Source organism: Paraburkholderia phenazinium (genome assembly GCF_900142845.1).
Taxonomy (GTDB): Bacteria; Pseudomonadota; Gammaproteobacteria; order Burkholderiales; family Burkholderiaceae; genus Paraburkholderia; species Paraburkholderia phenazinium_A.
Genome location: NZ_FSRU01000001.1, coordinates 2,500,670 through 2,522,216, shown reverse-complemented (window position 1 = coordinate 2,522,216; position 21,547 = coordinate 2,500,670). Strand labels below are relative to the sequence as shown.

At 63.3% G+C, this 21,547-nt stretch carries 20 protein-coding genes; 16 read left to right on the top strand and 4 right to left on the bottom strand.

Going from position 1 to position 21,547, the window contains the following annotated elements:
* Nucleotides 1–22 precede the first annotated feature (22 nt).
* From BUS12_RS10945 to BUS12_RS10925, 5 genes are read left to right on the top strand one after another with little or no spacing between them, the layout of a single operon-like run.
* On the top strand, nt 23–343 hold the full coding sequence (locus tag BUS12_RS10945; RefSeq protein WP_074295714.1) for a sarcosine oxidase subunit delta: 321 nt from the start codon (nt 23–25) through the stop codon (nt 341–343).
* Entirely contained in the window at nt 340–3,339 is a 3,000-nt protein-coding gene (locus tag BUS12_RS10940) for a sarcosine oxidase subunit alpha family protein (RefSeq protein WP_074295713.1), read from the top strand. Before BUS12_RS10945 ends, BUS12_RS10940 begins: the two co-directional genes overlap by 4 nt.
* On the top strand, nt 3,329–3,979 hold the full coding sequence (locus BUS12_RS10935) for a sarcosine oxidase subunit gamma (protein WP_074295712.1): 651 nt from the start codon (nt 3,329–3,331) through the stop codon (nt 3,977–3,979). The genes BUS12_RS10940 and BUS12_RS10935 overlap by 11 nt, the downstream gene beginning before the upstream one ends.
* Nucleotides 3,976–4,440, top strand: coding sequence for a dihydroneopterin aldolase (locus BUS12_RS10930; RefSeq protein WP_074295711.1), 465 nt, complete (start codon nt 3,976–3,978; stop codon nt 4,438–4,440). The genes BUS12_RS10935 and BUS12_RS10930 overlap by 4 nt, the downstream gene beginning before the upstream one ends.
* Nucleotides 4,441–4,497: 57 nt before the next feature.
* A complete protein-coding gene (locus BUS12_RS10925; protein ID WP_437123862.1) occupies nt 4,498–4,860 on the top strand; it encodes a hypothetical protein in 363 nt (120 codons plus the stop codon).
* Here the strand turns inward: BUS12_RS10925 and icmH are convergent.
* From icmH to tssJ, 3 genes are all read right to left on the bottom strand, one after another.
* Nucleotides 4,814–5,593 (bottom strand): type IVB secretion system protein IcmH/DotU, encoded by a 780-nt coding sequence (icmH, locus tag BUS12_RS10920; protein ID WP_074295710.1) that lies wholly within the window; start codon nt 5,591–5,593, stop codon nt 4,814–4,816. The genes BUS12_RS10925 and icmH overlap by 47 nt on opposite strands.
* Nucleotides 5,590–6,936, bottom strand: coding sequence for a type VI secretion system baseplate subunit TssK (tssK, locus tag BUS12_RS10915; protein ID WP_074295709.1), 1,347 nt, complete (start codon nt 6,934–6,936; stop codon nt 5,590–5,592). The genes icmH and tssK overlap by 4 nt, the downstream gene beginning before the upstream one ends.
* A gap of 114 nt (nt 6,937–7,050) precedes the next feature.
* Nucleotides 7,051–7,665, bottom strand: a complete 615-nt coding sequence (tssJ, locus tag BUS12_RS10910; protein WP_074295708.1) for a type VI secretion system lipoprotein TssJ — start codon at nt 7,663–7,665, stop codon at nt 7,051–7,053.
* Nucleotides 7,666–8,007: 342 nt separating this feature from the next.
* Here tssJ and BUS12_RS10905 point away from each other — a divergent pair, with 342 nt between their 5' ends.
* The 11 genes from BUS12_RS10905 (at nt 8,008) to BUS12_RS10855 (ending at nt 20,502) form a co-directional block, all read left to right on the top strand.
* On the top strand, nt 8,008–8,700 hold the full coding sequence (locus BUS12_RS10905; RefSeq protein WP_074295707.1) for a tetratricopeptide repeat protein: 693 nt from the start codon (nt 8,008–8,010) through the stop codon (nt 8,698–8,700).
* Between the two features lie 36 nt (nt 8,701–8,736).
* A complete protein-coding gene (gene tssB, locus BUS12_RS10900) occupies nt 8,737–9,285 on the top strand; it encodes a type VI secretion system contractile sheath small subunit (protein ID WP_074295706.1) in 549 nt (182 codons plus the stop codon).
* A 14-nt stretch (nt 9,286–9,299) separates the two neighbouring features.
* Nucleotides 9,300–10,790: a type VI secretion system contractile sheath large subunit gene (tssC, locus tag BUS12_RS10895; protein WP_074295705.1), complete on the top strand. Its 1,491-nt coding sequence runs from the start codon at nt 9,300–9,302 to the stop codon at nt 10,788–10,790.
* A gap of 72 nt (nt 10,791–10,862) precedes the next feature.
* Nucleotides 10,863–11,402: an Hcp family type VI secretion system effector gene (locus BUS12_RS10890; RefSeq protein ID WP_074295704.1), complete on the top strand. Its 540-nt coding sequence runs from the start codon at nt 10,863–10,865 to the stop codon at nt 11,400–11,402.
* A gap of 70 nt (nt 11,403–11,472) precedes the next feature.
* Nucleotides 11,473–11,952, top strand: a complete 480-nt coding sequence (gene tssE, locus BUS12_RS10885) for a type VI secretion system baseplate subunit TssE (protein WP_074295703.1) — start codon at nt 11,473–11,475, stop codon at nt 11,950–11,952.
* Between the two features lie 65 nt (nt 11,953–12,017).
* On the top strand, nt 12,018–13,856 hold the full coding sequence (tssF, locus tag BUS12_RS10880) for a type VI secretion system baseplate subunit TssF (protein WP_074295702.1): 1,839 nt from the start codon (nt 12,018–12,020) through the stop codon (nt 13,854–13,856).
* The gene (tssG, locus tag BUS12_RS10875; RefSeq protein WP_074295701.1) at nt 13,820–14,905 is read left to right on the top strand and encodes a type VI secretion system baseplate subunit TssG; all 1,086 of its coding nucleotides are present in this window, start codon (nt 13,820–13,822) and stop codon (nt 14,903–14,905) included. The genes tssF and tssG overlap by 37 nt, the downstream gene beginning before the upstream one ends.
* A gap of 45 nt (nt 14,906–14,950) precedes the next feature.
* Nucleotides 14,951–17,629: a type VI secretion system ATPase TssH gene (tssH, locus tag BUS12_RS10870; RefSeq protein ID WP_074295700.1), complete on the top strand. Its 2,679-nt coding sequence runs from the start codon at nt 14,951–14,953 to the stop codon at nt 17,627–17,629.
* A gap of 75 nt (nt 17,630–17,704) precedes the next feature.
* Nucleotides 17,705–18,814 (top strand): type VI secretion system protein TssA, encoded by a 1,110-nt coding sequence (gene tssA, locus BUS12_RS10865; RefSeq protein ID WP_074297357.1) that lies wholly within the window; start codon nt 17,705–17,707, stop codon nt 18,812–18,814.
* A 321-nt stretch (nt 18,815–19,135) separates the two neighbouring features.
* Nucleotides 19,136–19,594, top strand: coding sequence for a hypothetical protein (locus BUS12_RS10860; protein ID WP_143788302.1), 459 nt, complete (start codon nt 19,136–19,138; stop codon nt 19,592–19,594).
* A 152-nt stretch (nt 19,595–19,746) separates the two neighbouring features.
* Nucleotides 19,747–20,502 carry a Fic family protein gene (locus BUS12_RS10855; protein ID WP_074295698.1) on the top strand — a complete coding sequence of 252 codons (756 nt, stop codon included), beginning with the start codon at nt 19,747–19,749 and terminating at the stop codon, nt 20,500–20,502.
* 41 nt (nt 20,503–20,543) lie between these two features.
* Here the strand turns inward: BUS12_RS10855 and BUS12_RS10850 are convergent, their stop codons facing one another.
* Nucleotides 20,544–21,545, bottom strand: a complete 1,002-nt coding sequence (locus tag BUS12_RS10850) for an OmpA family protein (RefSeq protein ID WP_083640339.1) — start codon at nt 21,543–21,545, stop codon at nt 20,544–20,546.
* Nucleotides 21,546–21,547: the final 2 nt, after the last annotated feature.

The following is a 21,547-nucleotide window of genomic DNA, read 5'->3' as shown; positions in this document are numbered from 1 at the left end:
GCTGAACGCACCGGAGAAACCTATGTTGATGATCGAATGCCCGTGGTGCGGGCCGCGCGCCGAATCCGAATTCTCGTGCGGCGGCGAAGCCGATATCGCCCGTCCGCTCGACACCGAAAAACTCACCGACAAGGAATGGGGCGACTACCTGTTCATGCGCAAGAACCCGCGCGGTGTGCACCGCGAACAATGGTTGCATACGCAGGGGTGCCGCCGCTGGTTCATGGCGACGCGCGATACGGTGTCCTATCAGTTTCTCGGCTATGAGACCTTCGGCGGCTCGACCGCCGGGTCAGGTGTTAAACCCGCTACCAACGACGCTCACGAGGGCAACAAGCCATGAGCCAGAAAGACCGCCTCGGCGCCGGTGGGCGCATCAATCGCGCGATCCCGCTGACCTTCACGTTCAACGGCCGCACCTATCAGGGCTTTCAGGGCGACACGCTGGCCTCGGCGTTGCTCGCCAACGGCGTGCACTTCGTGGCGCGCAGTTTCAAGTATCACCGTCCGCGCGGCATCGTGACGGCGGGTGTGGAAGAACCGAACGCCGTCGTGCAACTGGAACGCGGCGCCTACACCGTGCCGAATGCGCGTGCGACGGAAGTGGAACTGTATCAAGGTCTCGTGGCCACCAGCGTGAATGCCGAGCCGAGTCTCGAGCACGACCGCATGGCGATCAATCAGAAGTTTTCGCGCTTCCTGCCGGCCGGTTTCTACTACAAGACCTTTATGTGGCCGCGTAAATGGTGGCCGAAGTACGAAGACAAGATTCGCGAAGCCGCGGGTCTCGGCAAGGCACCCGAGGAGCTCGACGCCGACCGTTACGACAAGTGCTTTGCGTATTGCGACGTGCTGATCGTAGGCGGCGGCCCGACCGGGCTGGCCGCGGCGCATGCGGCGGCGTCGTCGGGCGCACGCGTGATGCTGGTCGACGATCAGCGCGAACTCGGCGGCAGCCTGCTGTCGGGCCGCGCGGAAATCGACGGCCGCGCCGCATCGCACTGGGTGGAGAAGATCGAGGCCGAGCTGCGGCAGATGCCGGAGGTGACGATCCTGAGCCGCAGCACGGCGTTCGGCTATCAGGACCACAACCTCGTCACCGTGACGCAGCGTTTGACCGAGCATCTGCCGGTGTCGATGAGGAAGGGCACGCGGGAATTGCTGTGGAAAGTTCGCGCCAAACGCGTGATTCTCGCAACCGGTGCGCATGAACGTCCGATTGTTTTCGGCAACAACGATCTGCCCGGCGTGATGCTGGCTTCGGCGGTGTCGACCTATATCCACCGTTATGGCGTATTGCCGGGCCGCGAGGCCGTGGTGTTCACCAATAACGACGACGGCTATCAGTGCGCGCTCGATCTGAAGACGTGCGGCGCGAAGGTGACGGTGGTCGATCCGCGCGCGCAAGGCAATGGCGCATTGCCGGCCGCGGCGCGCCGCCATGGCGTGAAGGTGTTGAACAACGCGGTGGTCACGAGCGCGCAAGGCAAGTTGCGGGTGGGCTCAGTCGAAGTCGCTGCGTACGCGAACGGCAAAGTGGGCGCGAAGCAGCCGGATCTGCCTTGCGATCTGCTCGCGATGTCCGGTGGCTGGAGTCCCGTGCTGCATCTGTTCGCGCAGTCGGGCGGCAAGGCGCACTGGAACGACGAGAAGGTGTGCTTCGTGCCGGGCAAGGCCATGCAACCGGAAACCAGCGTCGGCGCGGCGGCGGGCGAATTCAGTCTCGCACGCGGTTTGCGCCTTGCGGTGGACGCCGGTGTCGAAGCCGCCAGATCGCTCGGTTTCAACGTGACGCGTCCGCAGGTGCCGCATGTCGCGGAGATTGCTGAAGCGCCGTTGTTGCCGCTGTGGCTGGTAGGCAGTCGCGAAGCGGCTGCGCGTGGACCGAAACAGTTCGTCGATTTCCAGAACGACGTGTCCGCCGCGGATATCCTGCTCGCCGCTCGCGAAGGGTTCGAATCCGTCGAGCACGTGAAGCGCTATACGGCGATGGGCTTCGGCACCGATCAGGGCAAGCTCGGCAATATCAACGGCATGGCGATCCTCGCCGACGCGCTCGGCAAGACGATTCCCGAAACCGGCACGACGACGTTCCGGCCGAACTACACGCCGGTCACTTTCGGGACGTTTGCGGGCCGCGAACTGGGCGATCTGCTCGATCCGATCCGCAAGACCTGCGTTCACGAATGGCACGTCGAGAACGGCGCGGCCTTCGAGGACGTGGGCAACTGGAAGCGTCCGTGGTACTACCCGAAAAAGGGCGAAGACCTGCACGCCGCGGTGGCGCGCGAATGCCTGGCGGTGCGTAACAGCGTGGGCATTCTCGATGCGTCGACACTCGGCAAGATCGACATTCAGGGCCCCGATGCGGCGCAGTTGCTCAACTGGGTCTACACGAATCCGTGGAGCAAGCTCGAAGTCGGCAAGTGCCGATATGGTCTGATGCTCGACGAGAACGGCATGGTGTTCGACGACGGCGTGACGGTGCGCCTGTCCGACCAGCACTACATGATGACTACCACGACGGGCGGCGCCGCGCGCGTGCTGACATGGCTCGAACGCTGGCTGCAAACCGAGTGGCCGAACCTGAAGGTACGGCTCGCGTCGGTGACGGACCACTGGGCGACCTTCGCCGTCGTCGGGCCGAAGAGCCGCAAGGTACTGCAGAAGGTGTGCGGCGATATCGACTTCGCCAACGCCGCTTTCCCGTTCATGTCGTATCGCGAAGGCACGGTCGCGGGTGTCGCCGCACGTGTGATGCGCATCAGCTTCTCGGGCGAACTGGCCTACGAAGTGAACGTGCCGGCCAACATGGGCCGCGCCGTGTGGGAAGCGTTGATGGCCGCGGGCGCCGAGTTCGAGATCACGCCGTACGGCACGGAAACGATGCACGTGCTGCGTGCGGAGAAGGGCTACATCATCGTCGGCCAGGATACGGACGGCTCGATCACGCCGTACGACCTCGGCATGGGCGGACTCGTGGCGAAGTCGAAGGACTTCCTCGGCAAGCGTTCCTTGACGCGCTCCGATACCGCGAAGGAGGGCCGCAAGCAGTTCGTGGGCTTGCTCTCCGACGATGCGTCGTATGTGATTCCGGAAGGCAGCCAGATCGTCGCCGGTCCGTTCTCCGGCGACACCGCGCCGATGCTCGGTCACGTCACGTCGAGCTACTACAGCCCGATCCTGAAGCGCTCGATCGCGCTGGCCGTCATCAAGGGCGGCCTCGGCAAGATGGGCGAGAACGTGACGATCCCGCTCGCCAACGGCAAGCAGATCGCAGCCAGGATTGCCAGCCCGGTTTTCTACGACACCGAAGGAGTGCGTCAACATGTGGAATGAAGCAAGAAGCAATGCGCCGGGCACGGCTTCGGCGATCGTGCAGCGCGCAGCGGGCGAGGTGTGGCAGGAGTCGCCGCTGGTGGGTGTCGGCGATCTGCTGAAGGCGCATCAGGCTGGCGCCTCGAAGAAGTTCAGCTTGAGCGAGCGGCCGTTTCGCGATCTCGCCAATCTGCGTGGCGATCCTGACGATCCGGCTTTTGCCGCCGCCGTGGAAAGCGTCACCGGCTGCCGGCCGCCCGCCAAACCGAACACCGTGGCGCGCGGCAACGGCTACGACGTGCTGTGGCTCGGCCCGGACGAGTGGCTGGTGCGCTCGCAGCAGCAACAGGCTGCGACGCTCGAAGCAAAACTGACACAGGCGCTGGCGGGACAGTTTGCGTCGGCGGTCGATATCGGCAGCGGCTACACGCTGCTCGAAGTGAGCGGCGAAAAAGTACGCGACGTGCTGGCGCGCGGTTGTCCGCTCGATCTGCATCCGCGCGTGTTTGCTCCCGGCCAATGCGCGCAGAGCCACTATTTCAAGGCGTCGATCGTGCTGATCCCGGTCAGCGACGACACCTTCGAACTGGTCGTGCGCCGCAGCTTCGCCGATTACTTCTGCCGCATCATGCTCGACGCGGCTGCGCCGCTGCTGTCGTGAAGCCGTTCGAAGAGGGCATCGGTTCGTTCGCCGCGCCGCCGCGCTTAGGGCGCGGCTGGCGGGTGTTTATCGACGAACTCGAGGTGGCGACGCGGATCGGCCTGCATGCGCACGAGTATGCCGCGCCGCAACCGGTGGTGATCGACGCGAGCCTGCTATATCGCGGCGAGCCGTCGGAAGAGGGCGCGCACGCGATGATCGACTACGAGCGCTATTGCGAATGCGTGAGCGCGTTTCTCGCGGACAAAGCGCATACGCGGATGCTGGAAACCCTGGCCGTCGAAGTGGCGGAGCTGTCGTTTCGCGAGTGGCCCGCGCTCGATGCGCTGACGCTCGCGCTCTACAAGCCGAAGATCCGCGCAGGCACACGCCGCATTGGCGTCGAACTGGACTGGACCCGGGCGGACTACGACGCGCTGCGTGCCCGAGCCAGCGTGCAGGCTGTGGTCGGGGCGCGTTGAGCGCCTTGAAGTCCGGCGAGCCTGTTGATTGAGCCCATTGATTGAGCCACGAGAGGAATGACGATGCCACGCGCGCGCACCGCTGAACTGCTCAAACAGGCCTACGAAGCGGGCGATCGCGACGCGGCGCTTGCCTTGCTGGAGCAGAGCATGGCGTTAGGGCATCGGCGGATCGCCTTGCTGCGCTATCTGCAGGCGCGGCATCTGCATGCGCCGCTGGAGACGCGTCACCACGACTATGTGCGCGAGGTGGCGGCACGCATGAGCCCGGCGACGTTGACGCGCCTGGTGGGCGAGGCCCGCATGCGCGCGGCGCGCAGCACGCCGGCCCCGGACGTCAAGACCAAGACCCAGGCCAAGACCCAGGCCAAGCCTAAGGCAGCGAGATCGTCAGATTGGCCGATTGAGGACCGAGCTTGATGATCTGCGAGTACGGCGCGAGCGTGTGCAGCGTGCTGTCGCGCAGATAGCTGTTCAGGCCGAGATAGGCCAGCAGCGCAACCAGCGCGAACACCGCACCGATACTCCACAGCGGCACCTCACGCTTCAGACGGTGCGCGACCTGATCCGGCAGCGGCCAGTGCGGCGCGAACGGCGCGCGCTTGCCCTTCATGTGGGCGATTTCATCGCCGATCCGCGCGGTCAGATAGGCGAGCTTCTCGGGCCCTTCGAGCAGATACTTGCCCTGGAAGCCGAGCAGCAGGCACATATGAAACACTTCCAGCGACTGCAGACGCGCCGCGCCCTGGGCGCGGCATTCTTCCAGGTAGTGGAAAAACTTCTCGCCCGCCAGTTGCTCGCCGAACAGGATCAGTTGCAGCGGCCGGCGCTCCCATTCCGTGCGGATCTTGAACGACGACGACAGCACCGATTCGTCCACCGCCGCGCAGAACGCAAACTTCGACGCATAGACGTCGTCAGCGGAGGCGTTCAGCTTCTTCGCGCCGCGCTCGAAATCGCCCAGAAACTGCTGGATGCGCTGGCTGAATTCATTGGCGTCGCCAGGTTCGCGGCCGTTCTTCAGCAGGAACAGCATGAAGAACCCGTCGTACAGCAGATCGAGCAGCGAGCGCACCTGATAGGTGGGTTCGACCGTAGGAGCGGGCGTAACAGACGGCGTGCTGCCGCCAAACAGGGAGGGCGCGTAGCTCATGATGTGACGGCGATCAGTTCGAGTTTGAGATCGTTGATACCGGACGGCGCGTAGATCATCGCCGACTGGGCCTGCAGCATGCGGTCATACAGCGCGCCGCGCGATTCGAATGAGAAATAGCATGCACCCGGACGCACCGGAATGGCGGGCGGCACTTGCGGCGTGTAGACCAGACGCACGCCCGGCATGGCCGAGAGCACCAGCTTGTCGACGTCGTCCGGAGCGCCGACCTTGAAGCGCGCCGGCACCGCTTCGACCAGCTCGGCGGTGGGCATATCCGCCGAGACGGCGATATAGAACATGGTCTTGTCGTCGATCTTGCCCGAGTCGAGCCGGCCCACGTGGAACGACGGCCGCACTTCGTCCAGCGCAATGGCGAAGTAACGCGTGGAGATCACCGTTTCGAGCAGGTCGCGCAGAATCGTATCGAGTCGTGCGAAGCCGGGACCCGGATCGTCGTGACGATAGGCGGGCAGGTCGGCGAGCGCATAGCCCTTCGAGAAGGTCATCAACTGGCCGGCGAGGCGCAGCAATTCCTGGAACAGCCGCTCGGGATGCAGCGCCGCATGCTGATACAGATGCGCGAGCGATGCGAACGCCGCGCTCGCGGTATGCAGCAGCCAGAACGAGGCGATATCGCCGGAGCGGAATTCGATGATGTTCTTGGTCGGCTCGCGATGGAAGCCATACAGCGCATTGACCTTGGCCTGCAGCGCATCGATCAGTTGACGCAGGCGCTGATGCAGGATCGGCGAGGCGTCGATAGCGAGCGAGGGCGGCACGAACGTGTCGTCGAATTCGAAGCCGGAGGTCGCGGTGCGGCGCACCCGTGCGAGCGGCACCGAAAGCAACTGGTCGCGCGGCTCGCTATGGGCGATCAGCTTGACGCTGGTCTTCAGGAACGTGATGTCGGCTTCGGCCGCATCCGTGAAGTGATCGGCGACGGGCGACTGCTCGCTGACGTAACGCGAGACGAAGCCCGAGTTGCGGTCGGGCGAATAGTTCGCGCCGGTCTCGCGCAGCGGATGCAGCGCCAGGTAGAAAGTGAATTCGGTGATGCCGTCGGGCAGCGTGTCGAGCGCGATGGGCGGCGGCAGGTCGTCGGCTTGCGGGGCGGAGTACAGCGCACCGTCCGGAAACACCAGCGACAGCTCGCTCACGCGCAGCACATTGCTGCCGAGCGCGTCGCGGTCGAACTTCACCGAGCGCACGCCCCAGTTGTACGGCTGGATGGCCTGAATCGATTCGAACAGGCGCGCCTCATGGTAGGCGTCCTGACGCTGAAAATGCTGCGGCCTCAGAAACAGGCCTTCCCCCCAGAGCACCTTTGCGGAATAACTCATCTCAAACCTGTTCTGTTATATGCGTCAAGCGGGTTGCGCGCCCGGCGATAACCGAATCGGCCCCAGCAATTGTTAAATCGTCAAAAACGGTTAAATCGCCATTCAAATGCATTTTTAGCCACAACTCACCGAAGACAGCATATTCAGCGATTGAACCGGCAATCCCTGTTGAGCCGGGATCACAGTCCCGTTGGTCACGGTCATTGCACAGTTATGCAGGCCGATCATTATGCCGGATTTCTCGGACTTCGCCGGGTCGAAGGCGAATTTCCAACGCTGCATTGCCGGGTCGCGGAATAGCGCGACGATACCGAATGCCTGCGCTTCGCGCGAGACCTTCTCGGTCACCGTATAGTGCTGGCCCGGAATCAAAGTCACTTCGCGGACATTCAGCAAATCGCCGCCCAAGGTACTTTTTTCCTTGTCGGGGTCGGTGAACGCATCGAATGGCGCCTGCTGGAAGGAGGTGGGGTCTTTCAGCACATATAGGCGCACCACCAGCGCCAGCGGGTGCTGGTCCATGGCGGCATTCAGATTCTGCGCGGCATACAGCGTCAAACCGATATTGCGCGGCGGTTTCTGGGCGTCCGGCACGTCCGGCTTGCCGAGGCCGGTGGCCTGCAAGGCGGCGGAGGCAGCCGAGCCGAGCATCGGTATAGCCGCCGCGCAGCCTGCAAGCGACGCGCATGCAGCCAGTAACGATGCATAACGAATAAGGCGCGAATTCATTTATACCGATCGGTCTATGCCGATCGCCCCCCGGTCAAATCGCAATTAAGCCAAAGCTATCAGGGCGGTACGCCATTGCTATGCAAAACGCATTGATTGGCGGCACAACCCCGTCCGAACGGGCGGAAAAAATTTCCGCACTCGACAATGCTGGACATTACGCCCGGAAACTCTTTCTTATTTCGGTCCTTACGTGTTCCCAATATCGTTTTTTCATGCAATGCTTTGTCACACGAAAGTTGAATTATCAAAAATTGACCTGTACTATACCCGCGCACTTGAAGCAAAGCAAAACTCCGGTTTCTCCTTGAATTAAAAAACTCGCACGTCGGTGAAAAAGCGATGAAAGAGCGTCTCTTTGTAAAACTATCAGGGGTGGTGTTGGCATGTGGCGTGATGGCCGGATGTGCAACCCAGGGCAACAACGTCGCGACTACGCCGGAGGCTTTCAACAAGTCGCTGGCGGACGCGGATACGGTCGCCAAGGCCGGCGATCAGGATAAGGCCATCGGGCTTTATCAGGAGCTGGCCAAGACCGATCCGACGCGTGAAGAACCGTGGTCGCGCATTGCGCAGATCCAGTTCACCCAGGGGCACTACGGTCAGGCCATCGTGGCGGCGCAAGAAGCGCTGCAGCGCGACCAGACCGATCGCCAGGCGAAGAGTGTGCTGGCGGTCGCCGGCTTGCGCGTCGCCACGCAGTCGCTTGGCGAACTGCGCCAGGATGCCTCGCTCGCGGGCGATGCCAAGACGGACGCCCAGGCGCTCGCCAAGGAACTGCGCGACACGCTAGGCGAAGCCACCCTGTTCCCGCCGGACGACTCGGACAAGCCGGTGGTCAAGAAGAAGCGCTACGTGAAGCGCGTCACCAGGAAACCTGACAGCACGGATGCCGCAAACGGCAGCCCGGCTGCGACGACGGCAGGCGCAGCACCGGCCACGCCGGCGCCCGCTGCTCCGCCGGCCGCTCCGGCTGCACCCGCCAAGGCAGCGCAAAGCGGCGGCGCATCGGATCCGTTCAGCGCGCTTCGCTAATTCACACGCAAGACCACCTGCCTCCGGGAGCCGACGATGGCGAAGAAAGAAAGTATTCAAAAGCGCTTGCAAAAAGTGCGGCCGCCGCGCGTTCAATTGACCTATGAGGTCGAACGTGGCGATGCGATTGAAATCAAGGAACTGCCGTTCGTCGTCGGCGTGGTGGCCGATCTCGCGGGGCAATCCGAAGTGGAACAGCCGAAGCTGCGCGATCGCAAGTTCGTCAATATCGACCGCGACAATTTTGACGATGTGATGAAAGGTATCGAACCACGTGCTGCGTTCCAGGTGGAAAACCGCCTGAGCGAAACCGGCGGCCGCTTTGCGGTGGACCTGCGGTTCCGTTCAATGGCCGACTTCAGCCCGGACGAAGTGGTGGCGCAGATCGATCCGCTGCGGCGCCTGCTCGATGCGCGCTCGAAGCTCGCCGACCTGCGCAACAAGCTCGCGGGCAACGACAAGCTCGAAGACCTGCTGAGCGAAGTGCTCACCAATACCCAGCAGTTGCAGGCCCTCGCGAAAGGCCAGGGCGATGCAGGTGAACAGCACGGCAGCACGCCGGACAAAGACCAGCAGGGCGAATAAGTACGGGGTGTGAGATGAACCAGCAAACGGCAGCGGCCCAATTAGCCAGTGCGCAAGGCGGCACGGAGACCTCGCTGCTCGACGAGATCGTCGAGAAGAGCAAGGTGGCGAAGTCCGACTCGGAACATGCGCGCGCGAAAGACCTGATCGGCGAGCTCGTACACCAGGTGCTCGACGGCACGGTGATCGTGTCCGACAACCTGTCGGCTACGATCGACGCCCGCGTAGCCGAGCTCGACCGGCTGATCTCCGCGCAACTGAGCGCGGTGATGCACGCGCCCGAATTCCAGCGTCTGGAAGGCACCTGGCGCGGCCTCGACTACCTGTGCAAGGAAAGCAACACCGGCTCGACCGTCAAGATCAAGGCGCTGCACGCGCCCAAGCGCGACCTGGTGCGCGACTTCAAGAACGCCATCGAATTCGACCAGAGCGCGCTCTTCAAGAAGGTCTACGAAGAAGAGTTCGGCACCTTCGGCGGCGCGCCGTTCGGCACCATCATCGGCGACTTCGAAGTGACGCGTCAGCCGGAAGACGTCTACTTCATCGAGCAGATGGCGCACGTCGCCGCGGCGGCGCATGCGCCGTTCATCGCCTCGGCCTCGCCGGAACTGGTGGGCCTCGAATCGTTTGCCGACCTCGGCAAGCCGCGCGACCTCGGCAAGGTGTTCGACACGGTCGAATACGCCAAGTGGAAGTCGTTCCGCGACTCGGAAGACTCGCGCTATGTCGGCTTGACGCTGCCGCGCTTTCTCGGCCGCCTGCCGTTCAACCCGAAGGACGGCGCCACCGCTGAGGGCTTCAACTTCGTCGAAGACGTGGACGGCACGGATCACAGCAAATATCTGTGGTGTAACGCGGCATGGGCCTTCGCGGCACGTCTCACGGCAGCCTTCGACGACTTCGGCTGGTGCGCGGCGATTCGCGGCGTGGAAGGCGGCGGGCTGGTGGAAGACCTGCCCACCCACACCTTCAAGACCGACGACGGCGAAGTCGCGCTGAAATGCCCGACCGAAATCGCCATTACGGACCGCCGCGAAAAGGAACTGAGCGACCTCGGCTTCATTCCGCTCGTGCACTGCAAGAACTCGGATTACGCCGCGTTCTTCGCTGCGCAGTCGGTGCAAAAGGCGAAGAAGTACAGCACCGATAGCGCCAACGCGAATGCCGTGCTGTCGGCGCAGTTGCAGTACATCTTCTCGGTGTCGCGCGTGGCGCACTATCTGAAGGCGATGATGCGCGACAAGATCGGCAGCTTTGCTTCGGCACAGAACGTCGAAGTGTTCCTGAACCGTTGGATCTCGCAGTACGTCCTGCTCGACGACAACGCCACCCAGGAACAGAAAGCGCAGTTTCCGCTGCGCGAGGCATCCATACAGGTCTCGGAGATTCCGGGCAAACCCGGCTCGTATCGTTCGGTCGCGTTCCTGCGTCCGCACTTCCAGCTGGACGAGCTGTCGATCTCTTTGCGTCTTGTTGCTGACCTGCCGAAACCGGCAAATTCATAAATGAAGTCAGAATGCCCGGGCTGGCCGCCCGGGCTGACTGTAAAAACCACCTCTTTGGGGAGTCGATGAGTTATGAAGGACCTCTATTTAAAATTCGGCAATCCGGCGATCAAGGGCGAGTCCGCCGATAAGGATCACCAGGGTTGGATCGAAATCGATTCGTGGAGCCACTCCATCACGCAACCGCGTTCGGCAACGGCTTCGACGGCCGGCGGCCATACGGCGGAGCGCTGCGAACACGGCGACATGGTCTTTACCAAAGACATCGATGTGGTCAGCCCGCTCATCTATCAACACGCGTCGGGCGGTACGACCTTCGACGAAGTGACGATCGATTTCATGCGTTCGGATGGCGAAGGCAACCGGATCAAGTATCTGGAAGTCAAGCTCAAGTACGTGATCATCTCGAGCGTTTCGCCGAGCGTCGGTTCGCCGACCGTGACCACGGGTACGAGCAACGCGCCGGGCGTGTCCTTGCCGAACGAGCAGTTCTCGCTGAAGTACGCTGCCGTGCAGTGGAAGTACACGCAGCAGAAGATTGGCGGCAATCAGGGCGGCAACGCGCAAGGCGCGTGGAGTCTGACGAAGAACGACAAGACGTACGCAGTCTGATGACGGTTGCGGCGTCCGCACTTGACCGGCGGACGCCGCACGCCGTTTTGCACCGCTTCTTCGGCATCTGATGAAACGATTCGAACCGAGCTTCCTCGACAAGCTGTTCGACGACGAACCGCATTTGCCGGCTTCTCCGGCGATGCGGCAATTGTCGCTGGACGAGCTGAAGGCCACCGTCGCCCGTGACGTCGAGGCGATCCTGAATACGCGGATCGCCCTGACCGAACACGAGCTGGCGGCGTTGCCCGAATGTCAGAAGTCGGTCTTGACGTACGGTCTGAACGACTTCGCGGGCCTGAGCCTGGCGAGCCACTACGACCGTACGTTCATCTGCAAATCGATTCAGCAGGCCATTGCGCGGCATGAGCCGCGCCTGAAGCAGGTGGCTGTCACGCTCGAACTGAACGAACAGTCGACCAACGCGCTGAATTTTGCCATTCAGGCGCTGCTGGTCGTACATCCGGCGGAAGAACCGGTGAGTTTCGACGCGATGCTGCAGCCTTCGACGTTGCAGTATTCCGTATCGCGCGCACGCGCCAAGCTTTAAACCAGCATGCTGGCCGCCGTCACGCGCAACGGCGGTGTGGAAGTATCAGGTCCGGGGATAGGTTGATGGAAGAATTGCTGCCGTATTACGAGCGCGAACTGGCATTCCTGCGGCGCTACTCGAACGATTTTGCGGATCGGTACCCGAAGATCGCCGCGCGCCTCGCGATGTCCGGCGAGCATTGCGAAGATCCGCATGTGGAGCGGATGATCGAATCGTTCGCGCTGCTCGGCGCACGCATCAACAAGAAACTCGACGACGACTACCCCGAATTCACCGAAGCGCTGCTCGAAGTGCTGTATCCGCATTATCTGCGGCCGTTTCCGTCATGTTCGATCGCGCAGTTGGGGACCTCCAGCGCGTACAGTCACCTGACCGAGCCGGCCACGATCGAGCGCGGCACCGAACTCAAATCGCGCGCCATCCGCGGCGTGCAATGCCGCTTTCGCACCGCTTACGACGTGACGCTTGCGCCGATCCGCATCTCGGAGGCGAAGTACACCTCGGTGGCGATGGCGCCGAGCGCGACCGTGCTGCCCGGCAACGCCTCGGCAATCGTGTCGATCACCTTCGAGTCGACCGCACCGCAACTGGATCTGGGCGCGCTGAAGCTCGGCAATCTGCGCACGCATTTGCATGGCGAGCAGTCGTTTATCGCGGGTTTGACCGATTGCCTGTTCGTCAATGCGCTCGCCACCTACGTCGAGGCCGACCGCCGCGGTCAATGGACCGCGCTGCGCACCTCGCCGCTCGCGCAGGCGGGTTTCGACGAAGAAGACGCGCTGATCGACTACCCGGCCAAATCGCATCCGGCCTACCGGCTGCTGACCGAATACTTTGCTTTCCCCGACAAATTCAATTTCGTCGACTTCGATCTGGCGGCGATGACGCGCGCGAGCGGCCGCTGCAACCGCCTGACGCTGCACGTCGTACTCAAGGACGTGCGCAGCGACTCGCATGTGGCGCGCTTGCTCGATTCGTTGTCGGCGCAACATTTCCGGCTGTTCTGCACGCCAGTAGTGAATCTGTTCAAGCAGCACGGCGAGCCGATCCGTTTGACCCATCAGGCCGTGGCCTACCCGGTGATCGCCGAGGCGCGCCGCGCCTTTGCCTACGACGTGTATTCGATCGACTCGGTGAAGCTCGTCAGGCAGCAGGCGCACGAAGAATCGGTGATCGAATTCCGGCCGTTTTACTCGCTGCATCACGGCGAAAAGCAGCGCGCCGGGCATTACTGGTTCGCGCGCCGCAACGACTGGGTGGCGCAGAAAAGCCCGGGCTATGAAACCGAAATCTCGATCGTCGATATCGACTTCGAACCGGCGGCGCCGCAAACCGACACGCTCAGCATCGAGCTGACCTGCACCAATCGCGACCTGCCGGCGGGACTCGCCATGGGCCTGGAAGGCGGCGACCTGCACCTCGAAGGCGGCTCGTTGACCAGCAACATTTCGATGCTGCGCCGGCCCACGCCGAGCGTGCGCTTCGAGCGCGGCCGCGCCGTGCATTGGCGCCTGATCTCGCATCTGGCGCTCAATCACGTGTCGCTCGCGAGCAGCGGGCTCGCGGCGCTCAAGGAAATGCTGGTGCTGTACGACGTGCGGCGCACGGCGGTGTCGGCGCGGCATATCGACGGGCTGGTCGGCATCGAGCAGCGCGCGGCCGTGCAATGGCTGCCCGGCAAACCGTTTGCCACCTTCGTGCGCGGCATGGAGATTCGCCTGACCATCGACGAGGACCATTTTGTGGGCACGAGCCTCGCGTCGTTCGTGCGTGTGATCGACACGTTTTTTGGGCTGTACGTGCATCTGAACAGCTTTGTGCAACTGGTCGTCGTGTCGAAGCGCACTGGCGAGGAGATCCTGCGATGCAAACCCCGCAGCGGCGAATCGATCCTGGCGTAATCGAGCAACTGCTCGACGAGCCGCACCGCTTCCAGTTCTTTCAGGCGGTGCGGATTCTCGAGAAGTGGTTCGCCAAGGAAAACTCCACGCGCCCCGGCGAAATCGTGGCGCAGCGGATTGCGTTTCGCAACACGCTGTCGCTCGGCTTTCCGCCCAGCGAGATTCAAGGCGCGCAGTCCTACGACGATCAGGGCGCGGCGCTCAAGGACAAGAGCCAGCGCGATACCGCGGTTGAAGACGGCACGCTGGGCCGGGTCGACATTACGCCGGCGTTTTTCGGTCTGCTGGGAGGGCAGGGCGCGTTGCCGCTGCACTACACCGAGCAGATCATTGCGCGCGAACAGTTGCGGCGTGACCGCGCCGCGCGCGAATTCTTCGACGTCTTCTCGAATCGTGCGACCGCGCTGTTCTACTCGGCGTGGAAGAAGTACCGCCTGCCGTTCCACTACGAACTCGACCGCGACGAACGTTATCTGCCCTTATTGCTGGCGCTGGCCGGCGTGGCCGACGGCGATACGCGCGGCAGTCTGCAGGAGGGCGACGGCGCGCTGTTCGACGAAGCGATTGCCGGCTATGCGCTCGCGGCACGACACCGGCCGGTGTCGGCGGCGTATCTGCAGCGTACGCTGTCGGAGTACTTCGAGGTGCCGGTGCGCGTCGACCAGTTTGTCGGCAAATGGTACGACGTGCCGCGCGATCAACTGACGGTGCTCGGCAGCGTCAACGCCACGCTCGGCGCCACCGCGCTCGCGGGCGAACGGGTCTGGCAGCGCGACATGCGGGCGCGGCTCGTGATCGGCCCGCTGGCGAAGAAAGACTATGAAGCTTTCCTGCCGGGCGCTGAGCGCGCAATTGCACTGGAACGGATGCTGACCTTGCTCGCCGGCGTGACGCTCGAATACGAAGTCTCGCTGGTGCTGCGCCGCACGGAAGTGGGCCCGATCCAGCTCGGGCAGGGCGCGCGGCTCGGCTGGGATGCGTTTCTCTGCACGCACGACGCCGACCGCGACCGTGCCGATGCGCGTTACGAATTGCACGTCATTCACTGAACACAACAAGACGTCACGATACCCACAGGACCTGGACCGCACGACATGAGCACGCCTCTCAAGACCCTGATCGCGAAACTGAATCCGACCTGCCGCCAGGCCACTGAGCGGGCGGCGAGCCAATGCCTGTCGCGCGGTCACTACGAGGTGGACCTCGAGCATCTGTTGCTCGCCCTGCTCGACGAGCCGGCGAGCGATGCGTCGCTCGTGCTGCGCGCGAGCCGGATCGATGCGCACGCGCTGCGCGCCGACCTCGAACGCGAACTGCAGCGCCTGAAGACCGGCAACACGCGCACACCGGTGTTTTCCGTGCATCTGATCGCGCTGTTCGAGCAGGCGTGGCTGGTGGCGTCGCTCGATTCGCAGATTGGCCGCATCCGCTCGGGGCATCTGCTGCTAGCCCTGCTGAGCGCGCCGGATCTGGCGCAGTTTGCGCAGCGCATGTCGCCCTTGTTCCGCGACGTGCGGCTAACCGATCTGAAGCACAAGTTCGATGAACTGACGGAAGGGTCGTGCGAGGTGGAGCGCAGCCGTGCATCTAACGCTGACGATGCCGTTGACGACCGTGCGGATGATCTGAACCCAACACAGGCCGGCGGCCCGTCAAAGACACCTGCGCTCGATACGTACACCACCAACCTGACGCAGCGCGCGCGCGACGGCCATATCGATCCGGTGATCGGCCGCGAGGCGGAGATTCGCCAGACCATCGACATCCTGATGCGCCGGCGCCAGAACAACCCGATCATGACGGGCGAAGCGGGCGTCGGTAAAACGGCTGTCGTCGAAGGACTGGCGCTGCGGATTGCCGCTGACGATGTGCCCGCGCCACTCAAAGGCGTGGCCTTGCACGTGCTGGACATGGGCCTGCTGCAGGCCGGCGCGAGCGTCAAAGGCGAATTCGAAAACCGCCTGAAGAGTGTGATCGACGAGGTCAAGAAGAGCGCGCATCCGATCATTCTATTCATCGACGAAGCGCATACGATCATCGGCGCGGGCGGTCAGGCGGGGCAGAACGATGCGGCCAATCTGTTGAAGCCTGCGTTGGCGCGCGGCGAACTGCGCACGATTGCCGCGACCACGTGGAGCGAATACAAGAAGTACTTCGAGAAAGACGCGGCGCTTGCGCGGCGCTTTCAGGTCGTGAAGATCGAGGAGCCGAATGAGGCGCTGGCGGCGTCCATGCTGCGCGGCATGGCGGCGCTGATGGAGCGGCACTTCAACGTGCGCGTGCTGGACGGCGCCATCACCGAAGCGGTGCGCCTGTCGCATCGCTATATCAGCGGACGTCAGTTGCCGGACAAGGCGATCAGCGTGCTCGATACGGCCTGCGCAAAAGTGGCGCTGGCGCATAGCTCGACACCCGCAGCCATTGACGATGCGAAAAAACGGCTTGAACGGATCGACGCCGAAGTGGCCGCGCTCGAGCGCGAGGTGGCGAGCGGTGCGGTACACGACGAGCGTCTCGCCGAACTGCGCAGCCTGCGCGAGGCGGACGTCGCTGCGCTCGCGACCAACGAAGCGCGTTACGACAAGGAGCGCGCACTGGTGTCGGAGATCGGCGAATTGCGCGCGCAGATCGATGCGGCGCGCGGCGGCACGGCCGACGCGGAGCAGGCGGAAAACGCAGCGCGTGCGCGCGAGACGCTGGCTGTGCGCGTGAGCGAATTGCACGCGCTGCAAGGCGGCCAGCCGATGGTGCCGTTGCAGGTGGACGGGCACGTCGTCGCCGAGATCGTCGCGTCGTGGACGGGTATTCCCTTGGGCCGCATGGTCAAGGACGAAATTCAGACCGTGTTGAACCTGCAACCGTTGCTCGCTGCGCGTGTGATCGGCCAGGACCACGCGCTCGATGCGATCGCCCAGCGCGTGCGGACCGCCAGCGCGAATCTCGAAGACCCGAACAAGCCGCGCGGCGTGTTCATGTTTGTCGGCCCATCGGGCGTCGGCAAAACGGAAACGGCGCTGGCGCTGGCCGACATCCTGTATGGCGGCGAGCGCAAGATGGTCACCATCAACATGAGCGAGTATCAGGAAGCGCATAGCGTGTCGGGCCTGAAGGGCTCGCCGCCGGGTTACGTCGGTTATGGCGAAGGCGGCGTGCTGACCGAAGCCGTGCGCCGCAATCCGTATTCCGTGGTGCTGCTCGACGAGGTGGAGAAAGCCCACCCCGACGTGCTCGAAATGTTCTTCCAGGTGTTCGACAAGGGCACGATGGACGATGCGGAAGGGCGCGAGATCGACTTCCGCAATACCTTGATCATTCTCACCTCGAACGTCGGCTCGCAGGCGGTGATGCAGGCCTGCCTGAACAAGGCCGAAGAAGAATTGCCGAGCGCCGACGAGCTGGCCGAAACGTTGCGGCCGCAACTGTACAAGGCGTTCAAGCCGGCGTTTCTCGGCCGGATGAAGGTGGTGCCGTACTATCCGATTTCCGATGACGTCCTGGCGGAAATCATCGAACTGAAGCTCGAGCGGATTCGCCGTCGTATCGAGGCGAATCACAAGGCCAAGTTCGAATGGGACGAGTCGCTGGTGGACGCCGTGCTGGCGCGTTGTACCGAGGTGGATTCCGGCGCGCGCAATGTGGATCACATCCTCAACGGCACCTTGTTGCCTGAAGTGGCGCAACAGGTGCTGGAGCGGATCGCCGACGGCACGGCGCTCGAACGCATTGCGGTACGCGCGAGCGAGGCCGGTGAATTCGAATACACGGTCGTTTGAAACGTTCAGGTTTGCGCGCGGCTTTTTCCGTTTTAACGCCTGACGCCAGGCACTTACCGCATTTTTGTCATGCTCATGCCCGCTAACATCAACACGCTGCTGGACCCGATCAGCGAAGTTTCGCCCTGCGGCGACGACCTGTTGTTCTCGGCCGATTTCGACGCGATCCAGAACGCGCGCCGTTTCGACGACCCGTCGCTCGATCAGGGCGAGTGGGTCACCGAGATCAAGGAAGCCAACTGGACGTTCGTGGTCGAGCGCAGCACGAGTCTGCTCAAGACGCAAACCAAGGACTTGCGGCTTGCCGTATGGCTCACGGAAGGCCTGGCGATCGAGGACGGCCTCGTGGGCCTCACCGACGGCTATAGCCTGATCACGGGGCTCTCCGAGCGCTATTGGGACCATCTGCATCCGCTGCCCGAAGGCGACGATGCGGAGTACCGCCTCGGCAATGTCGCGTGGCTGGTCGGGCGCACGGCCGAGCTGCTGCGCGCCATGCCGCTCACGGCTGCGCCCGCCAATCTCTACAGCACCGTGGATTGGGAGGTGGCGACCCACGTTGCCCAGGCGGTCAAGCGCGACCCCGATCACGCGGACGATATCGCTCGCGGCAAGCCGTCCATCGACCAGATCGAGGCCTCCAAACGGGTGACGCCGGTGGTGTTCTACTCGACGTTGCTGGCCGATCTGAAGGCGTTTGAAGCGGCCATGCTCGCGCTCGAACAGGAACTGGACCGGCGCGCAGGAGACCAGGCGCCGAGTTTCCGTCAGGCGAAGGACGCGTATGAAGGCGTGTACCGGCTCGCCGAACGCTTTGCGCGCGAACTCGGGGTCACGGCCGAAGCGGCGCCTAAAGTGCAGAAGCCGGAGGCTGTCGAACGTGCCGAGCCCAGCTTCAAGAATTCAACGCAACGGGAGGAACCCGTGTTGACGACCGTATCGACTCACCCGCAGGTGGGCATCGCAGGGATTCAGAACCGTGCTCAGGCGGTGGCGCAATTGCGCGCGGTGGCGAAGTTCTTCCGCAGCACGGAGCCGCATAGCCCGGCGGCGTATCTGGCCGACAAGGCGGCGGAGTGGGCGGAGATGCCGCTGCATCAATGGTTGTCGACCGTCGTGAAAGACGATGGGTCGCTTGCTCATATTCGCGAGTTGCTGGGCGTGAAGCCCGACGAGGCGAAATGAGGTTTTCGATTCAGGCGGGCCGGCTCTGAAAGGCGGCCCGCAGCGTTTCCTCTCTCCCCAATCTAAAGAAATCCCCCGGCCTGCCGATATACGAGGTAGCCGACGAGCCTCACTTTACTGATGCCTTGCGGTCCAGAAAGGAATTAGAAAGAGATGCGGGGAGATGACCATTGCAACTGCGACATCGAACGGCCGGATGAGGGTTCCGGCCGAGGTGCGGAACCCGCTCGGGTTCGCGCGGATGGATTCGGCAAACGCCGCGCGGCGAGCGTCGGCTCGATGAAGCGCTTGCGTCCTTACCCTTATCCTTCGCCGCGGCGTATGCTGGCCGGCCTGAAGCTGGTGGTGCTGAGCGGTGCTCTGGCGGGTTGCAGCGACGGCATTTCCCCGTCCGATGTGCAATTCGTCGTGTCCGCGATGCCGTCGCAGTTCGAGTCCCTGCGCATGTACCATACGACGCCCGACAACGCCGCGCCCTTCGGCAGTGCCGCGCCTCATGGGCCAGTGCGGCTCCAGCAGGGGTGCGAGGCGATTCTCCGTCTGCCGGGCGGCGAAAAGCGCGAGGCGGTGATACTGGACAGCGGCACCGAGGCCTCCTTCGATCTCGATGCGATCCGCACGGACGATGGCTGGAACGTCACGTCCGACGGCCTTTCGCCGCCGAGCGATAACCCCGTCGCGTTTCGCACCCAGCTCACGAACTGCGTGAGTGCGATCGAGGATAAGTATCGCGCCGAGCCGGATAAGGCGCCGTTTTCGGAACCGTTGGTGTTTAAGTAGTTGTGGATGCAACGGGAGCGCTTGCTGGTTGCCGCAGGGGAGAGGGGCGTTGTGCCGTCGAACGGGGCGGCAATTGAGGGTGTGATCGCAGTGCTATGATTAGCGAGGCTGCTTTCCATTGATCTGACAACACCTGGCCTTAAAGAAACGTAATGGCTCTCCCAACGACGGCGCTGCTGCAAGTCATCGATGCCGACAAGGCAACACTGGATGCTGCGCGTCCGCTGCCGGCTCACACGCTTGCGTCGTTGCGCGAGAAGCTGATGCTGGAATGGACCTATCACTCGAATGCGATCGAAGGCAACACGCTCACGTTGCGCGAGACGAAGGTCGTGCTCGAGGGCATTACGGTGGGCGGCAAATCGTTGCGCGAGCATTTCGAGGCCACGAATCACCGCGACGCCATCCTGTACGTCGAATCGATTGTTGGTGGAGACGAGGCGCTCAGCGAATGGCAGATCAAGAACATTCATAGCCTCGTGCTAAAAGGCATCGACCACAACGAAGCCGGCCGCTACCGCCAGGAAAACGTCGTGATCGCCGGCGCGAGCACCACGCCGCCTGACTTCCTTCATCTCCCGGAGGAAATGCAGGCGCTGCTCGAATGGCACGCCAAGGCCGGCGCGATGCACCCAGTCGAACGCGCCGCTGAACTTCACACCCGCTTCGTCAAGATCCACCCGTTCGTGGATGGCAACGGTCGCACCGGTCGGCTGCTTCTCAACTTCGAGTTGATGAAGGCCGGCTACCCGCCGGCAATCATCCAGAAAGAGGACCGGCTGGCCTACTACGACGCTCTCGACGAGGCGTGCGTGAGCGGCAACTACAGCGCCATCACGCAGTTAGTGGCGAACGCGGTGCAGCGCTCGCTCGACACTTACCTGGGCATCCTGGGACTGCGCAGCTAGGCCACAAGCCAAGCCAGGCCAGGCCAGGCCAGGCGGCCCACTCAAGCCCCACCGCCCCCCAACCCCGCCCGGAATTCAATCCGCCGGTTCCGCGCGCGGCCATCGTTCGTATCGTTGGAAGCAATCGGCTGGTCCGGCCCAACACCCGTCGTCGACAACTGCTGCGACGGGATGCCCCTCGACACCAGATACCCCTTCACCGCATCCGCACGCGCCTGGCTCAGCGCGATATTCGACGTGCGATTGCCCGAGTTGTCGGTGTGCCCGATGATCGCGACGGTGTTGTTGGTCATCTTCGCCAGCACCGCCGCCATCTGATCGAGAATCGCCTTGCCTTGCGGCGTCAGCGTGGCGCTGCCGGTTTCGAATTCGATGGTCCGGTTGGCCAGCGTCTGATCGAGCAGGCCCTGCTGCGACGCGCTCACACGCAGGCCGTTCTTGATCGTATAGGTGGGGTTCAGCGCGTTCGCCATATCGCTCGCCAACTGCTGGCGCTGCGCTTCGTTGTTCACTTCACCCTTGACGTCCACCTCGGTGCCGTCGATCTTCAACTGCCCCTTGCTGATCTGCTTCAACTGCGGCCCGATCAGCTTCTGCACGTTGGTGGCCCAGTTCGGCGGCGTCGCCACATCGCCCACTTCGATCTGATCGACCACATTGCCGGCGCCATACGTGTCGCGCAGACGTTGCAGCACGGCCGCCTTGGTGGCCTCGTCCGGCACCTTGCCGCCCACCACCACCTGGCCCGGCGTGGCATTGGCCGGCGCAGGCATCTGCGTGACCGTACCCGTGCCGCCGCCCGTGCTTCCGCCCCCCGCAGCAGGCGCCGTACCGCTCGCCGACGGCCCCGGCGGCAGGACCGTCGTGCGAATCGTGTTGCCGCTATTGTCGACGGGCGTGACGTTCGCCGGCCCGGCGTTATCCGCCAGCGCCAGGCCGCTGAACAGCACACTGCCTAACAACGCGCCCAGCAACGACGCCACCGGCACGGCACGCTTCAGGCGTAACCGCAGCGCCATCGAACGATCAGCTTGGCTCAGCATCG

Bases quoted from the DNA above. Each gene is read 5' to 3' on its own strand.
- BUS12_RS10945 (WP_074295714.1), top strand. From the start codon at position 23: ATGTTGATGATCGAATGCCCGTGGTGCGGGCCGCGCGCCGAATCCGAA.
- BUS12_RS10940 (WP_074295713.1), top strand. From the start codon at position 340: ATGAGCCAGAAAGACCGCCTCGGCGCCGGTGGGCGCATCAATCGCGCG.
- BUS12_RS10935 (WP_074295712.1), top strand. From the start codon at position 3,329: ATGTGGAATGAAGCAAGAAGCAATGCGCCGGGCACGGCTTCGGCGATC.
- BUS12_RS10925 (WP_437123862.1), top strand. From the start codon at position 4,498: ATGACGATGCCACGCGCGCGCACCGCTGAACTGCTCAAACAGGCCTAC.
- icmH (WP_074295710.1), bottom strand. From the start codon at position 5,593: ATGAGCTACGCGCCCTCCCTGTTTGGCGGCAGCACGCCGTCTGTTACG.
- tssK (WP_074295709.1), bottom strand. From the start codon at position 6,936: ATGAGTTATTCCGCAAAGGTGCTCTGGGGGGAAGGCCTGTTTCTGAGG.
- tssJ (WP_074295708.1), bottom strand. From the start codon at position 7,665: ATGAATTCGCGCCTTATTCGTTATGCATCGTTACTGGCTGCATGCGCG.
- BUS12_RS10905 (WP_074295707.1), top strand. From the start codon at position 8,008: ATGAAAGAGCGTCTCTTTGTAAAACTATCAGGGGTGGTGTTGGCATGT.
- tssB (WP_074295706.1), top strand. From the start codon at position 8,737: ATGGCGAAGAAAGAAAGTATTCAAAAGCGCTTGCAAAAAGTGCGGCCG.
- tssC (WP_074295705.1), top strand. From the start codon at position 9,300: ATGAACCAGCAAACGGCAGCGGCCCAATTAGCCAGTGCGCAAGGCGGC.
- BUS12_RS10890 (WP_074295704.1), top strand. From the start codon at position 10,863: ATGAAGGACCTCTATTTAAAATTCGGCAATCCGGCGATCAAGGGCGAG.
- tssE (WP_074295703.1), top strand. From the start codon at position 11,473: ATGAAACGATTCGAACCGAGCTTCCTCGACAAGCTGTTCGACGACGAA.
- tssF (WP_074295702.1), top strand. From the start codon at position 12,018: ATGGAAGAATTGCTGCCGTATTACGAGCGCGAACTGGCATTCCTGCGG.
- tssG (WP_074295701.1), top strand. From the start codon at position 13,820: ATGCAAACCCCGCAGCGGCGAATCGATCCTGGCGTAATCGAGCAACTG.
- tssH (WP_074295700.1), top strand. From the start codon at position 14,951: ATGAGCACGCCTCTCAAGACCCTGATCGCGAAACTGAATCCGACCTGC.
- tssA (WP_074297357.1), top strand. From the start codon at position 17,705: ATGCCCGCTAACATCAACACGCTGCTGGACCCGATCAGCGAAGTTTCG.
- BUS12_RS10860 (WP_143788302.1), top strand. From the start codon at position 19,136: ATGCTGGCCGGCCTGAAGCTGGTGGTGCTGAGCGGTGCTCTGGCGGGT.
- BUS12_RS10855 (WP_074295698.1), top strand. From the start codon at position 19,747: ATGGCTCTCCCAACGACGGCGCTGCTGCAAGTCATCGATGCCGACAAG.
- BUS12_RS10850 (WP_083640339.1), bottom strand. From the start codon at position 21,545: ATGCTGAGCCAAGCTGATCGTTCGATGGCGCTGCGGTTACGCCTGAAG.